9 protein-coding genes and 1 tRNA gene are annotated in these 14,590 nt (G+C 72.8%); 1 reads left to right on the top strand and 9 read right to left on the bottom strand.

The genetic code is table 11. The annotated features are described in order from the left end of the window. From B4915_RS14740 to B4915_RS12250, 7 genes are all read right to left on the bottom strand, one after another. Nucleotides 1–5,920 (bottom strand): Ig-like domain-containing protein (locus tag B4915_RS14740; protein WP_245907493.1); only part of this gene is annotated, 5,920 nt, incomplete at its 3' end. Between the two features lie 113 nt (nucleotides 5,921–6,033). Next, complete coding sequence (locus B4915_RS12275) at nucleotides 6,034–7,146, bottom strand: serine/threonine-protein kinase (protein ID WP_105806112.1); 1,113 nt, start codon at nucleotides 7,144–7,146, stop codon at nucleotides 6,034–6,036. 125 nt (nucleotides 7,147–7,271) lie between these two features. Further along, the gene (gene rplA, locus B4915_RS12270; protein WP_105806111.1) at nucleotides 7,272–7,961 is read right to left on the bottom strand and encodes a 50S ribosomal protein L1; all 690 of its coding nucleotides are present in this window, start codon (nucleotides 7,959–7,961) and stop codon (nucleotides 7,272–7,274) included. Between the two features lie 12 nt (nucleotides 7,962–7,973). Then, nucleotides 7,974–8,402, bottom strand: coding sequence for a 50S ribosomal protein L11 (gene rplK, locus B4915_RS12265; RefSeq protein ID WP_105806110.1), 429 nt, complete (start codon nucleotides 8,400–8,402; stop codon nucleotides 7,974–7,976). Between the two features lie 305 nt (nucleotides 8,403–8,707). Continuing rightward, nucleotides 8,708–9,511, bottom strand: coding sequence for a transcription termination/antitermination protein NusG (gene nusG / locus B4915_RS12260; protein WP_105806113.1), 804 nt, complete (start codon nucleotides 9,509–9,511; stop codon nucleotides 8,708–8,710). 53 nt (nucleotides 9,512–9,564) lie between these two features. Further along, the gene (gene secE / locus B4915_RS12255) at nucleotides 9,565–9,837 is read right to left on the bottom strand and encodes a preprotein translocase subunit SecE (RefSeq protein WP_105806109.1); all 273 of its coding nucleotides are present in this window, start codon (nucleotides 9,835–9,837) and stop codon (nucleotides 9,565–9,567) included. Between the two features lie 53 nt (nucleotides 9,838–9,890). Further along, nucleotides 9,891–9,963 (bottom strand) — tRNA-Trp (locus B4915_RS12250). 209 nt (nucleotides 9,964–10,172) lie between these two features. Between B4915_RS12250 and B4915_RS12245 the strand changes: the two genes are divergently transcribed. After that, nucleotides 10,173–11,375 (top strand): pyridoxal phosphate-dependent aminotransferase, encoded by a 1,203-nt coding sequence (locus tag B4915_RS12245; RefSeq protein WP_105806108.1) that lies wholly within the window; start codon nucleotides 10,173–10,175, stop codon nucleotides 11,373–11,375. 86 nt (nucleotides 11,376–11,461) lie between these two features. Here the strand turns inward: B4915_RS12245 and B4915_RS12240 are convergent, their stop codons facing one another. Together B4915_RS12240 and B4915_RS12235 are read right to left on the bottom strand one after the other, a co-directional pair. Next, a complete protein-coding gene (locus tag B4915_RS12240) occupies nucleotides 11,462–12,022 on the bottom strand; it encodes a TetR/AcrR family transcriptional regulator (protein ID WP_105806107.1) in 561 nt (186 codons plus the stop codon). Nucleotides 12,023–12,174: 152 nt separating this feature from the next. Next, the gene (locus B4915_RS12235; RefSeq protein ID WP_105806106.1) at nucleotides 12,175–14,574 is read right to left on the bottom strand and encodes a YhgE/Pip family protein; all 2,400 of its coding nucleotides are present in this window, start codon (nucleotides 14,572–14,574) and stop codon (nucleotides 12,175–12,177) included. Nucleotides 14,575–14,590 lie beyond the last annotated feature (16 nt).

The raw sequence follows: 14,590 nt of genomic DNA, 5'->3' as shown, positions 1-14,590 counted from the left end.
AGCCGCCGGAGGGCGGGGCCGGCGAACAGAGTGTTCCGGTGAAGGTCACGGGCTGATACGGGCCACCGGGCCAGCTCATCACGACGTCGGAGGCGCCGGAGGAAGCGAATGACGGCGCCGCGCCCGGGCTGCCCGTGATCGTGAACGACGCACCCCAGGTGGCGGGGTCGGAGGCCGGGTCGATGCAGTCTCCCTTCCAGGTGACGGTGAAGGGGGTGAGGCCGGAGGGCGGCCCCACGGTCGTGCTCTGGGTCGAGCAGCGGCTGCCGCCGTCGACGCACTGCCGTGCCCGAGCGTTCGGCGATTCCGGGCTCACCGCCGAGACCGGGACGTCCCAGACGATCGATCCTCCGTCGACCGTGACCATCGCACTCTCATCGGGTCCCACTGCGCCGTAGGCGACCGACGAGTCGGTGGTGGCAGTGCTGGGAGCGGGGTCGATCGTGTAGTTCGCGGGCGCGGGCGCGGGAACCGCGCCACCCGTGAAGATCGAGGGGGTGGGCACGGCGGCCGTCTGACCGTAGGAGTTCGACGCGCACACCGAGCCGGTGTAGTAGCGGAACGGCAGCAGGCCGACGCTCGCGCTCTGCTGCGAACCCGTGCACGACGGGGGTGTCTGGCCGCGTTCGAGACCGTAGCTGAACTTCAGCGTGTCACCGCCGTTGGAGCTGAATCCGGAGGTGTCGAATCTCCAGCCGACCGGACCCTCGTTGGAGAGGCCGGCGGTGCCCGACTCCGGCGGGCGCGGGGCCCCGATGGCGCGCGCCTCGGCCGTGTTCGCCTCGCCGCGGCCGCCGTCCGAGCCGGTGTAGCCCGGCGGGATCATGTCGGGGCTGTCGGCGGCGACGACGCTCAGCCGGTGGTCACCGCTCGGGAGCTCCAGCAGGCCGCCCGAGGGGATCGGGGTCTCCGCGCCGTCGACGGTGAGCACGCGCGTCGGGGCCGAGCTGTCGCCGATCTGCACGCGCAGCCTGCCGACGCCGGGGTTGGTGTTCTCCGGCCACGGCACGCTCTCGGCCCGGATGCTCGGCGAGGCCGGGGGACGGTACGCCCAGGTCACCGCCCCGTTGGCGCTCGCCTCCGAAGCGCCGACCGCGTTCACCGCTCGCGCGGTGTAGCTGCGGCGTTCCCCGGGGGTGAGGCCCGAGACGCGGCAGCTCGCCTGGCCTCCGGCGAGCTCGCAGCTGCCGACGGGGGTGCCGCCCGCGAGCAGCTCGACGCCGCTGACCTCCGGGTGCGAGGCCTCGCCGCTCAGGGCGACCGAGAGCGTGACGCTGTCGGCGCCGGCGCTGACCGGGGTCACGCCGGCGGGTGCACGGGGCACGCCCTGCGCGTCGAGCTCGACGGTGCCCCGCCCCGTGCGCCCTTGCGCGTCCGTCACCGTGGTGGTCGCCGTGCAGCGCCCGCCGGAGCCGCGTGAGCCGTTCGGCCACGACACGCGCACCGCGTCGCCGGCGGCCTGGATCGTGCCGTAGGCGCACGATCCCCCCGACACCGAGGTGAGCGTGAGGCCACCGCCCGGCTTGCCCGCGAAGGGGTCGTACTCGCCGGGGGCGCCGATCACGCGGGTGCTGCAGTCGGAGCCGACTGTGCAGCTGAGCTGCACGGTCGCCCCGCGGGGCGCGTCCCGAGCGGCGGTGCCGACCCGCAGCGTGAGGGTGGAGCGGCTCTCCCCCGCGCCGCTCACGGTGACCGTCAGTGCCTCCTGAGCGCCGGGCACGGCGTCGGCGCGGGCCTGCGCGGTGAGCCGCGAGCCCTCGGCGGCGAGCTCGAAACTGCGTCCTCCGCCGCTCAGCTGGAAGCTCAGCGCGCCGGCGCGGCCCTCGCGGCCGCCCTGCCACCGGACCATGTCGAGGAGTTCGATCGTCTCGGATGCGCCGGGGGCGATGGTGCGGGTGAGCGGCTGCAGCTCCGCGACCGGCTCGTTCGGGACGATCTCGATGGGCACGGCGAGGCGCGTCCACGCGCGCTGCTCGGTGAGCTTCACCGAGATCAGGCAGCTGTCGTTCCATGGCGCTTCCTTGCCCGCCGCGTACCGTAGGGTCCCCGACCCGCTCGCCTCGCATGAGGCCTGAGCGCGCTGCGTGGGGAAGGAGCCACCGGTCTGCAGCTCGGCGGAGTCTCCGGGGCCGAGGTCGACGATGTCTGCGAGCGCGGCCTCGATGTTCTTGCCCTCCTCGACGCGCAATGGGGCGAGCCCGGGCTTGAGCGTCAGCCGCAGTTCGTCGAGCGGCGGGATCACGAGGAAGCCGAAGCTCTCCACCTCCGCCCCCGTCAGATCCTTGCCCGCCAGCCGGAACGGGACCAGGTCGCCCTCGGCCCGGTAGGGTCCGGTGATCCGCCCGTCCTTGGCGCTGAACCGCTGCGCGGCCCGCCCCCACACCGACAGCTGCAGGGAGCCGACGTCTCCGGCGCTCCAGCTCACGCGGTCGGTCACGACGTCGATGCCGCCCCGCTCCAGTTCCGCCCGGTCGCGAGCGGAGAGCACGGTGTCGCGCACGGTGGGCGCTTGCTGGCCCACCCGCGCCGACACCTGCACCACGATGAGCCCGTCGGCGGTGCTGCGGCTCTCGGACGAGCGCACCGTGTACCGGTAGGAGACGGTGCCGAGCTCGCCACCGCGCACCACCACGCGCCCCTGCTCCAGCTGCGACAGCTCGATCAGGCCGGCCAGCCTGCGGTACTCCGCGGAGTCCGCTCCCCCGGCCACGTTCGGCACCACTTCGAGCAGCTCGAGCTTGCCACCGGCGGGGTCGAGGTCGTTGTCGAGGGGACGCACCACCGCGGTGCCGTCCCCGCCCTGGGCGAGCCGCACGTAGTCGCTGTAGGTGACGGGGGCGCCTGCGCCTCCTCCGTCCTCGGTGACGATGATCCGGAGCCGCCCCGTCCCCTCGCCGCCGAACTCGTCGCGGACCGTGTACTCGACGCGGCGTGTTCCGGGTTCCGCCTCCGCCGATGCCTCGACCTGGATCGCGGCGCTGCGCGGGGCGATGGTCGCCGCGAGCTGCGCGTCGTCGGGTGCGCCGACGCCGGTGAGCCGCACCCGGTCGCCGTCGGGATCGACGCCGGAAAGGGGCACGGGCACGATCGCGCGCTCTCCGGGCGCCAGGCGGACCGTGAGGGGCCGTGGCTGCGGATCGCGGTTGCCGTCGCGGGGCAGCACGGTCACGTGGACCTGCCCCACATCGCTCGCCTCCGGCGAGCTGGCGCCGTAGGTGGTGTAGCTCAGCGTGTAGCTGCCCGGCTCGCTCGGGGCGAGATAGCGCAGCGTGTTGCCCGAGGCGAAGGCGAGCTCGCCCTTCGCACCGGATCCCCCGATCTCGGGGTGCAGCACGAGGCGCTGGCCGGGCGGGGAGACGTCGTTGTCGAGTACCGGGATGTCGGCGACCGAGCCGGCGCGCACGGTCGCGCTGTCGGCGACCGCGATCGCGCCGGCCCCGCTCTCCTCGGGCACCTGGAAGACGGTGAGCCGTCCAGAGGCGACGGTCCCGCCGTCGGCGATCCGCACCTCCACGGCCCCGATGCGGCCCGGCTCGCCGTCGCCCGTCGCACCCGACACCCGCACCTGGGCATGCTCCACCACGTCGGCGCGCAGCTCACCGTCGAGCACCTCCGCGCCGCGCACCACGAGGTCGCGGCCGCTCGCGCCGGGGACGGCGGCGAGCACGTCGACGGTCGTGTCCGCGAGCGGCCGCACGAAGGCGCGCATCGGGGGCAGCGCGAGCTCGGTCCGCGTCTCGCGCGCGGTGACGCGGATCACCCCGTCGATCTCCGCGCCGGTGCCGGAGTCGCGCGCGGTGACGCTGACGATGCTCTCCCCCGTCTCGCCGGCGCGCAGCTCGACGGTGCCCGCACTCGGGTTCGCGACTGCCTCGGCCTTGCCGCTCTGCACGCTGGCGTCGACGAGCGCGTAGGAGCCGGAGCCGCCGACGATGCGCGCCAGCGGACGGACCACCGCGGGCTGCCCCAGCTGCACGGCGCTCGCCATCGGGGCGAGCACGGCCTGGGCGTTGCTGCGGATCTGCACGACGAGCTCTCGCTCCGTCGTCGCGCCCCGGCTGTCGGAGACGCTCAGCCGGATCGTCACCTCTCCGTCGGGCGCATTCGGGTCCGCGTGTCGGAGGGCCAGCCGCCCGTCCGCGGTCACGAGGGCCCGGACGGGGTCGTCCGGGTTCGCTGGCACCGCGTCGGCGAGCATCATCGGGTCGCCCTCGGGATCCACCCACCCTTCGAGCACGGGGAGCACGAGTGTGCCGCCGGGCGCCAGCTCGGGGCTCGGCCACTCGCGCTGGCAGCCCTGCACGGGGCACCACTGCGGCGCGGAGTTCTGTGAGGGGTCGGCGACGGTGAGCTGCACGCTCGCCGGTTCGGAGACGGCGATGCCGTCGGTGATCCGGTAGCTGAAGCGGGCGCTGCCCGAGGCGGTGGGCTCGGGATCGACGACGAGCGTCTGCCCGTCGGGCAGCATCGACACGCGCCCGAACTCGGGCGGCAGTCCCTCGCCGAGCCCCTCCGGGACGATCGTGAGCACGTCCTTGCGGTTCGGATCGTAGTCGTTGAGCAGCACCGGAAGCAGGGCGGGCTCGCCGGCCCGCACGCCGAACTCGTCGTCGACGGCGACCGGAGGCTCCTGCTCGGTGACGTCGGCGACGACCACTGAGCCTTCGCGCTCCTTCGGCGGATCCGAGATCGACCACTGCTCGACCGGGATCAGCCGGCCGTCGGGCACGGTCCACAGCATGCCCGTCTGCACCTCTGACAGCAGCGCGCTCGACCCGTTGCTCCGGATCACCGGATCGGGGTCGCCCGGCAGCTCGACGCTGTCGTCGAGTTCGAGATCCCGCTCGCCCTCCTCCGACCAGAGGCGTGCGCCCGACTGCCCCACCCAGGCCGCGTAGCGCTCGGCGCCGACGGCGACCGGCTGCGCCGGGACCCCCGACGCCTCGGCTATCCGTGCCGGCTCGCCGCCCCGCACCTCCCACAAGCCCGCGGTGTCCGCCAGCAGCACGGTGTCGCCCGCCGCAGGCCCGGCCGAGGCCTGCAGCCGGGTGTCGCCTTCGGCCGGGATCTCCGTCGGCGATCCCGCCCCCTCGCGCCACAGCAGCCCGGCCTCCGGCTCGAAGATCACCCACTCGCCGGCGACGACGGCGAGCTGGGCGCGCTCGTCCGCGATCTCCTCCGGCACGCGGTCCACGCCGGTGAACTCACCTCGCTCGACCGAGTACCAGCGCACTTCGTGGTCCGCGGCGGAGAACAGCGCAACCGTTCCGGCGTCGTCGATCGCCGCCGCAGTGACGGAGAAACGGCGCGAGGCCTCCGGCGCCGATCCCGCGTCGCCGCCGTCGTCTTCGGCCCGTTCCTGCGCGAAAGGGTCGAGCAGCCGGGGCTGCGCGAGCCGCGCCGGCCCGCTCCCGGCGGAGGACGTCCCCTCGGGAGCCGAGGCGTCCAGGCGGCTCAGGTACGCGTCGCCGGACTCGGAGCGCAACAGCACCGATCCGCCGGCGACGACCACGTCCCGCGTGCCGTCGGGAAGGCGCATCGCCCCCGCGTCCTCGCTCTCGGCGGCCACCGTGCGCACCCCTCCCGCCTCTGCGGAGTCCGCGTCCGCCGCATCCGCGGCCCCGTCACGGTCCTCGATCAGGTCCGCCGGGCGGGCGGCGTCGATGCCCCAGGCCCGGCCGTTGCCGTGGGTGAGCACCGCGCCCAGCGCTCCGGCCTGCACGAGCCCGCTGGGGTCCTCGACGGTGCGCACCGTGTCGATCTCCGCGGTCAGCGTGTTGACGCGCGCATACTGACCCGAGCTGCGCATCGCCCACACCGAGGGCTCCTCACGCGGCGTCTCCCGAGCATCGTAGCCGGCGGCGACGACGGCGATGGTGGCGAGCACGGCGAGTACGGCGAGCCCCGACACCCAGCTCACGATCCGCGAGCGGCGGCTCTGCGGCGTCGCCGCAGAGGCCGGCCGGGCGGCCGCGCCGGGTGCCCGGCCCCGTGGCGGGGCGGCGCGGCCTCTCCGGGCTTCGCGGCGCGCCATCAGAGCCGCCCCATCAGCGCGAGCACCACCGCGGCCAGCGCGAGCACTGCGGCGGCGGAGCCGGCCCCGATCAGCGCCGGGCGCAGCGCGGCGGGGCGCGGCCGGCGGGCGGGCGGGGCCGTGGCCTCGCGCTGGCGGGCGAGCTCCGCGCGCCGCTCCGCACGTCCGGAGCCCTGCACCGCCGAGATGCTCGGCCCCCGCACGCCGCTCGTCGCGGCGGGCGGCGTCACCCAGGCCGATTCGATCACGTCGAGCTGCGTCGGCACGAGGCCGTAGTGCGCTTGGAGCTGCTGCAGTGCCTCGCCGAACTCGCGCATCGAGGCGAAGCGGCGCTCCGGCTGCTTCGCGAGCGCTCTCGCGATCACGGCGTCGAAGGCCTCGTATCCCCGGACGCCGGGGACCGGCGTGTAGCGGGCGCGCTGGATCCGGCTCTTCAGCGCCTCCTGCGACTGGCGGGAGCCGTCGGGGCTGGCGAAGGGTGCCTTCCCCGCCGCGAAGGTGTAGAGGGTCGCGCCGAGCGACCACACCTCACTCGCGACCGTGCCGCTCGTCTCGCCGGAGACGACCTCGGGAGCCGCCCACGGAATCGACATCGCCTGACTGGTGCCTTCGCCGCGCATCTGCCCGCGCAGCGATACGATGCCGAAGTCGGCGAGGACCGGCCGGCCGGTCGTGGCGAGCAGCACGTTCGAGGGTTTGATGTCCCGGTGCAGCACCCCGGACTGGTGGGCGGTCTCGAGCGCGCCGGCGAGCCGCACGCCCGCGTCGAGCACCTGGTCGAGCGGCGCGGCGCTGCCTCGGCTGCGGTCGCGGAACGACTCGGGGCAGTACTCCATCGCGATGTAGGGACGGCCGTCGCTCGACACGCTCGCGCTGAAGATCGACACGATCGACGGGTGGCTCGACAGCCGGGCCATCGCGTCGGCCTCGGCCTCGAAACCCGAGCGGGCACTGGAGCTCGCGAAGTCCTCGCCGAGCACCTTCACCGCCACCACCCGGCGCGGCATGTCCTGCTCGTACTGGTACACCTGCGCGAAACCGCCGGCGCCGAGCGGGCGGACGTAACTGAAGCCCGAAATCCGCGGAGGCCTCACCGCCGTACCGTCAGCCAAGATGAGACTCCGCGCCACCCCGGAAGAACGCAGACATAGCGCTCAGTTTAGAACACAAATGGCCCCTCCGCGCGCGGGCGGAGGGGCCATTCAGTCTCACAGCGCGAGCTGTGGAGAAGGTCGTTTTACAGACCGGAGACGTCCAGCGGGATGCCCGGGCCGAAGGTCGTCGAGACGGCGCCCTTCTGCACGTACTTGCCCTTCGCCGAGGACGGCTTGAGACGCGAGATCTCCTCGAGCACCGAGTTCAGGTTCTCGGCGAGCTGCTCGGCCGAGAACGAGGCCTTGCCGACGATGAAGTGGACGTTCGCGTGCTTGTCGACGCGGAACTCGATCTTGCCGCCCTTGATCTCGGTCACGGCCTTCGCCGGGTCCGGGGTCACGGTGCCGGTCTTCGGGTTCGGCATCAGGCCGCGGGGGCCGAGCACCTTGCCCAGTCGGCCGACCTTGCCCATGAGCTCGGGGGTCGAGACCGCCGAATCGAAATCGGTGTAGCCCGCGGCCACCTTCTCGATCAGCTCGTCGCCGCCGACCTCGTCCGCGCCGGCCGCGATGGCGGCTTCGGCGGCAGCGCCGACCGCGAACACGATGACGCGTGCGGTCTTGCCGGTGCCGTGCGGCAGGCTGACGGTGCCGCGCACCATCTGGTCCGCCTTGCGGGGGTCCACGCCGAGCTTGACGGCGACCTCGACGGTCGAGTCGGTCTTCGTGGAGCCGGTCTCCTTCGCCAGGGCCACGGCCTCGGCGGGAGCGTAGAACTTGTCTGCCTGGATCTTCGCGGCAGCGGCGCGGTACGCCTTCGACTTCTGTGCCATATCCGTAGCCCCTTACTCGACCGTGATGCCCATGGAGCGAGCGGTGCCCGCGATGATCTTTGCGGCCGCGTCGACGTCGTTCGCGTTGAGATCGGCCTGCTTCTGCTCGGCGATCTGGCGCACCTGCTCGGCGGTGACCTTCGCCACCTTGACGGTGTGCGGAGTGCCGGAGCCCTTCTGCACGCCGGCGGCCTTCTTCAGCAGCTCGGCAGCAGGCGGGGTCTTCAGCACGAAGGTGAACGAGCGGTCCTCGTACACCGTGATCTCGACGGGGACGATGTTCCCCCGCTGGGATTCCGTGGCCGCGTTGTAGGCCTTGCAGAACTCCATGATGTTGACGCCGTGCTGACCCAGCGCGGGGCCCACGGGGGGCGCCGGGTTGGCGGCGCCGGCTGCGATCTGAAGCTTGATCAGACCGGTCACCTTCTTGGCTTTTGCCATGACTGTTTCCTTTCCTTCGAGCGGGTCTCCCCGCTCTCCCGCTGTCCCGGCCGTTCCGGTCGCGGTGCCGTTCGCATCGCACGCGCGCGAGCGCGATCGGACGCAAACCACACCATCGTAGCCGATCACGGCCGATCGCGCACCTTGCGCGCCAGCTGTGCCGACGGCGCCGACGGTGCCGCCGGCGCTCTGGCGAGCCGCGCGGCGCATGCCGGGGCGAGGCCGCCCGCGAACGCGAACGCCCCGCCCCTCAGGAGGAGGGAGCGGGGCGTTCGGCGAAGCGCGATGCGGCGGACGGGGTCCGCTCAGACCATCTTCGTGACCTGGTCGAAGCTCAGCTCGACCGGGGTCTCGCGCTCGAAGAGCGAGACGAGGACGGTCAGCTTGCCGGCCGCGGGGTTGATCTCGCTGATCGTCCCGGGCAGCCCCTCGAAGGAGCCCGACTTGATGGTGATGGTCTCGCCGATCTCGAAGTCGATCTCGACGTTGCCCTGCGCGGCGGCGTTGGCCGCGGCCTTGCCCTTCGCGGTGGCGGCGGGCTCGAGCTCCACGGTGCTCTTGAGCATCTCGAAGGCCTCGTTGAGGCGCAGCGGCACCGGGTTGTTCGCGTTGCCCACGAAGCCCGTGACGCCCGGCGTGTGACGGACGACCGACCAGGTGTGCTCGGTGAGGTTCATGCGCACGAGCACGTAGCCGGGGATGCGCACGCGCGTCACCATCTTCCGCTGCCCGTTCTTGACCTCCATGACCTCTTCCATGGGGACCTGGATCTCGTAGATGTCGTCGACCGCGCCCATCGTCTCGCGACGGTTCCACAGATTCGACTTCACCTTGCGCTCGTAGCCGGCGTAGGTGTGGATCACGAACCACTTGCCGGGGCGGCGGCGCAGATCCTTCTTGAAGGCCTTGTAGGGGTCCTCGGCGGCCTCGGCCTCCTCCTCGACCTCCTCGTCGACGATCGCGCTGGCCGCCGCAGCGGCCTCCTCGGCGGAGTCGATGTCGAGCGCGTCCTCCACGGCCGCGTCAGCAACCGGGTCGGCCGACTGCACCAGCGCGTCGAGCGCTGACTCGAGATCGGCCTCGGGGGTGTTGCTGTTCTCGCTGGACATCTGCACTTGCTTTCCTTGGATTCGGGATCGGACTCGGTCGCTGCGGCCGTGGATCAGCCGAGCGGCGTTCCGAAGATGAAGACGGTGATGAAGCCGAACACCTGATCGAGAGCCCACACGAGGGCCATCATGATGATGACGAAGGCGATCACCACGATCGTGAAGTTGATGAGCTCCTTGCGGGTCGGCGTGACGACCTTCTTCAGCTCGGCGATCACCTGCTGGATGAACAGGATGATGCGGCTGAACCAGTTGCGCTTGGCCTCGCGATCCGCTTTCGCGCGCTCGACCAGGCCGCCGCTCTCCTCGACCTCGCTGCTGCTCACTCGCACGTCCTTTCACGTAACCCGCCCGGTGCCGAAGCACCGGGCGGGATCTGCAGGGCGGACAGGACTCGAACCTGCAACCTGCGGTTTTGGAGACCGCTGCGCTACCAATTGCGCCACCGCCCTATGGAGATCTGGCGACTTTCAACACTGGCCCGCAGGCACAGTGGATTATGGTGAAAGTCAATCACCTCGTCTCACTGTACGCGATCCACCGGCGAAAGTCGAACCGGGCCGCGGCGCCTCGCGCGTCGAAGGCGGGGCCGGATCCCCCTCTCCGGCCGGCTGGCCCAGCCGGCATGCTCGCGACGCACCGGCGGCGGTAGGCTTGCAGGGTGACCCACAACTCCCGTCTCTCGAAGAAGATCGCCGCCATCGCGGAGTCCGCCACGCTCAAGGTCGACGCGAAGGCCAAGTCGCTGCAGGCCGAGGGCCGCCCCGTCATCAGCTATGCGGCGGGCGAGCCCGACTTCGCCACTCCGCCGCACATCGTGGACGCGGCGCGCGCCGCGCTCGACGACCCCAGGAACTTCCGCTACACCGCCGCCGCGGGCCTCCCCGAGCTGAAGCAGGCGATCGCCGAGAAGACCGCCCGCGACTCGGGCTGGCCCGTCGACGCCGCCCAGGTGATCGTCACGAACGGCGGCAAGCAGGCCGTGTACCAGTCCTTCCAGGCGCTGCTCGACCCGGGCGACGAGGTCCTGCTGCCCGGCCCCTACTGGACCACCTACCCCGAGGCGATCCGCCTGGCGGACGGCGTGCCGGTCGAGGTCTTCGCGGGCTCGGAGCAGGGCTACAAGGTGACCGTGGAGCAGCTCGAGGCCGCACGCACCGAGCGCACGAAGGCGCTGCTGTTCGTCTCGCCGTCCAACCCGACCGGCGCCGTCTACTCGCCCGAGGAGACGAAGGCGATCGGCGACTGGGCCGAGGCCAACGGCCTCTGGGTGATCGCCGACGAGATCTACCAGAACCTCTGCTACGGCGGGGAGCGGGCGCTCTCGATCGTCGAGGCGACGCCGGCGCTGCGCGAGCGCGCGATCCTCGTCAACGGCGTCGCCAAGAGCTTCGCCATGACCGGCTGGCGTCTCGGATGGATGATCGGCCCGGCCGACATCGTGAAGGGGGCCGCGAATCTGCAGTCCCACCTCACCTCGAACGTCAACAACATCGCCCAGCGCGCCGCGATCGCCGCGCTCACCGGGCCCCAGGAGCCGATCGAGGAGATGCGCCTCGCCTTCGACCGCCGTCGCCGGACGATCGTCGAGGAGCTGAACCGCGTGCCCGGCTTCGTCTGCCCCACGCCCGAGGGGGCCTTCTACGCCTACGTCGACGTGCGCGGCGCTCTCGGACGCGAGATCCGGGGCACCACGCCCGAGACCTCGCTCGAACTCGCGGAGCTGATCCTCTCCGAGGCCGAGGTGGCCGCGGTGCCCGGCGAGGCCTTCGGTCCGAGCGGGTACCTGCGCTTCAGCTACGCGCTCGGCGACGAGGCCCTCCTCGAGGGCGTGCGCCGCATCCAGGCGTTGCTCTCCGAGTAGCCGGCGAGCGCCCAGGGGCGGTCCGGGGTCGCGCGATCCCGGGCCGCCCCGCGCGTTTCCGGCCGCGCGTTCCGCTGCGGCGCGGCTCAGCGCGGCAGCAGCTGATCGAGCACGGCGTCGAGCGGCTGATCGGGGCGGAAGAGCAGCCAGTCGAGACAGGCGCCCGCGAGCGAGCCGAAGAACGCGGCTCCGGCGGTCTCCGAGATCGTGGCGGCTCGCTCGGCGTCGCCGCGCGCGGCCGCCGCCGCCCGCAGCACATCGCGCAGCCGCACCACGACCGAGGTCCGCGCCAGCTCCATGCTCTCGGCCCAGGTGCGATCCGTGCGGAACACCTCCGAGGCCATGAGCTTCGCCAGGTCGAGATTGCCGCGCAGCGTCTCGAGGGTCGCCGCGCCGACCGCGCGCGGGGCGGCGGCCGGATCCACGCCCTCGCGGGCGGCATCGATGGCCGCGGCGAGCCGCGCGAAGCCGCCGCGCATCACCTCCTCGAAGATCGCGTCCTTCGAGGCGAAGTTGTAGTAGAGACTGCCCTTGGCGACCCCCGCCGCCTCGGCGATCTGATCCATCGAGGCGCCGCTGATGCCGTGCCGTGCGGCGACCCGCACCGCCGCCTCGACGATCGCCTGCCTCGTGTTCACCCGCGCCATGCCCCTATCCTCCCGCGTGCGGCGGCCGGGGCGAAACCGCTCCGGCCGCCGCACGGTGCGCGAGTCCCCCCGGATCGCTCCCTCATTCGCGGGTCCGGGACCGCGCCGCGATCCCGAACCCGCGAAGCCTACACCGGATCGCCACCGGCCTCCTACATCACCAGCTGAGGCTTCAGGCGCTGGATCGTCCAGACCTTCTGGCGCCGCACCGCGATCGCGCTGATCGCGAGCGAGGCGATCAGGATCCCGCCCATCACGAGCAGCGCCCCCCAGAACCGGCCGTCGATCCCGCCGCCGATCAGCTGTCGCAGGCCGTCGACGACGTAGCTCGCCGGCATGTACGGATGCAGGGCCTGGAAGAACGCGGGCGTCGTCTCGACCGGGTACGTCCCTCCCGACGACGACAGCATGAGCATCAGCAGCACGAGACTCACCACGCGGCCCGCGGCGGTACCCAGCAGCGCGATGAACATCTGCTGCAGCGCGAGGAACGCGAGCGTGACCAGCAGCATGAACGCGGCCATGCCCATCCAGTGCGCGGGGCGCATGCCGATCGCGAAGACCAGCACGAGCATCATGATCGTCACCTGGCCCACCGCGATGAGCGCGGCCGGCCAGAAGCCCGTGAGCACGGAGCGCAGGCCCGAGACGTTCGAGGCGAGCGGGCGGCGCGGCACCGGACGCAGGATCAGCCAGGTGATGAGCGCGCCCACGAAGGAGGCGAGCGCGATGAAGAACGGGGCGAATCCCTCGCCGAAGCCCTGCACGGCGTTGTCGGTGTGCTCGTCGAGCTGCACCGGGGCCGCGAGCGTCTCGGCGATGCCCGTGCGCTGTGCGGCGTCCAGCTCGGGGGCCTGCTGCGCGCCCTCGGCAAGCTTCGCGGCGAAGGCGCCTGCGCCTTCGTGCACCCGGTCCGCGCCCGTCGCCAGCTCGGCCGACTTCTCGCTGGCCTGCTGTGCGCCCGCGTCGAGCCGGGCGGCGCCGCCCGCCAGCTCCCCGGATCCCGCCGCCAGCTCGTCGGCGCCCTCGGAGGCCTGGGACACTCCGCCGGCGAGGGAGGCGCTGCCGTCGGCCACGGTCTGCGCGCCGGCGGAGAGGGAGGTGAGTCCTTCGGCGAGCTTGCCGCTGCCGGTGGAGGCGGCGCCGGTCTTCTCGTGGAGGGTCCCCGCGCCCGTCGAGAGCTGAGCCGCGGCATCGGCGAGCGTGCCCGCGCTCGCGCTGAGCGCCGCGGTGCCGGTCTCGAGCTCGTCGGCGCCGTCCGCGAGATCCGTGGCGCTCTGCGCGGCGGTCTGCGCCGAGGCGTCGAGCGTCTCGGCTCCCGCTGCGAGCGCCGTCGCCCCCTCGTCGAGAGCGGCGGCGCCCTGGCCCACCGACGCGGCGCCGTCCGCGAATGCCTGCAGCGACGAGCCCTGCGCCTGCAGCGCGGCGTCGAGGTCCGCGAGTGACATCTCGGGGTGCTCGGCGGCGAGCTGCGCGATGGTCGTGGCCGCGGTGGAGAGCTGCGCGGCGCCGCCGTCGAGGCTCGCGGCTCCCTCCGCGAGCTCGGAGGCGCTCGTGTGCAGGGTGGTCGCACCGGTGGAGAGCTGCCCGAGCCCCTCGGCGAGCGCGGTGATGCCGTCTGAGACGGCGGTCGCTCCCATGGCGGCGGACCCGGCTCCGGCGGAGAGCTTCGACGCGCCCTGCGCGAGGGCCGCCGTGCCGTCCGACACCTGGGCCGCCCCCTCCTCGAGCTTTCCGAGCCCGGCGCTCAGCTCCCCGGACTTCTCCGCGGCGTCGCCCGCGCCGGCGGCGAGCGCTCCGCCGCCCTCGGCCAGTCGGGCACTGCCGTCGCGCGCGCCGCTCAGCCCCTCGGCGAGCCGGTGCGTGCCGTCCGTCAGCTCCGGGGCCTTCGCGACGAGCTGCGCGGTGCCGTCCGCGAGCTCGCCGAGGCCGGCGCTGAGGCGCTCGCCGCCGTCGGCGACGGCGGCGGAGCCCTGGTCGAGGCGGGACGCCGCCTGCGCCGCGTCACGGGTGCCGTCGCTCAGGCGCTCGACGCCGACGAGCAGCTGCTCGGCGGCGCTCTCCGTCGTCGATCGGGCGACCGCGTCGCGCAGCTGCACCATCGCCTGCTTGCCGAGGGTGGAGGCCAGGAAGGAGTTGTTGTCGTTGAAGCGGACCTCCAGCTCGCCGGCGCGGGGGTCCTCCTGCAGTCCGGCGAGGGTGCGCGAGAAGTCGGGCGGGATCGTGACGGAGAAGTACACCTCGCCGTCCGCGACGGCGCTCGCGGCCGCGTCGGCGTCGAGCGCTTGCCAGGCGAGGTCGCCGCCGTCGCGAAGCTGCTCGACCACCTCGTCCCCGGCGGTGAGCACGGAGCCGTCGGGTTTCTCGGCGGCTTCGTCGAGGTTGACGATGGCGACCGGCAGCCGGTCCAGGTGCTCGGTGGGCGCCCAGAAGGCCCAGAGGTACAGCGCACCGTAGATGAGCGGGATGACGAGCAGCACGCCGAGCGCGATCCTGGGCAGGGCGCCGCGGCGGAAGCGCTGCAGCTCGGTGCTGCGGGTGAAGAGTGACATGGGGCGTTCCAATGAC

Origin of the sequence: Leucobacter massiliensis, from assembly GCF_002982315.1 — a bacterium.
Taxonomy (GTDB): domain Bacteria; phylum Actinomycetota; class Actinomycetes; order Actinomycetales; family Microbacteriaceae; genus Leucobacter; species Leucobacter massiliensis.
Note: the sequence above shows the minus strand (reverse complement) of the source record. Positions and strands in the feature narration are given on the sequence as shown.

Coding starts and splice junctions, on each gene's coding strand:
- B4915_RS12240 (WP_105806107.1), bottom strand. CDS start 12,022: ATGGCGCGGGTGAACACGAGGCAGGCGATCGTCGAGGCGGCGGTGCGG.
- rplA (WP_105806111.1), bottom strand. CDS start 7,961: ATGGCACAGAAGTCGAAGGCGTACCGCGCCGCTGCCGCGAAGATCCAG.
- B4915_RS12235 (WP_105806106.1), bottom strand. CDS start 14,574: ATGTCACTCTTCACCCGCAGCACCGAGCTGCAGCGCTTCCGCCGCGGC.
- rplK (WP_105806110.1), bottom strand. CDS start 8,402: ATGGCAAAAGCCAAGAAGGTGACCGGTCTGATCAAGCTTCAGATCGCA.
- nusG (WP_105806113.1), bottom strand. CDS start 9,511: ATGTCCAGCGAGAACAGCAACACCCCCGAGGCCGATCTCGAGTCAGCG.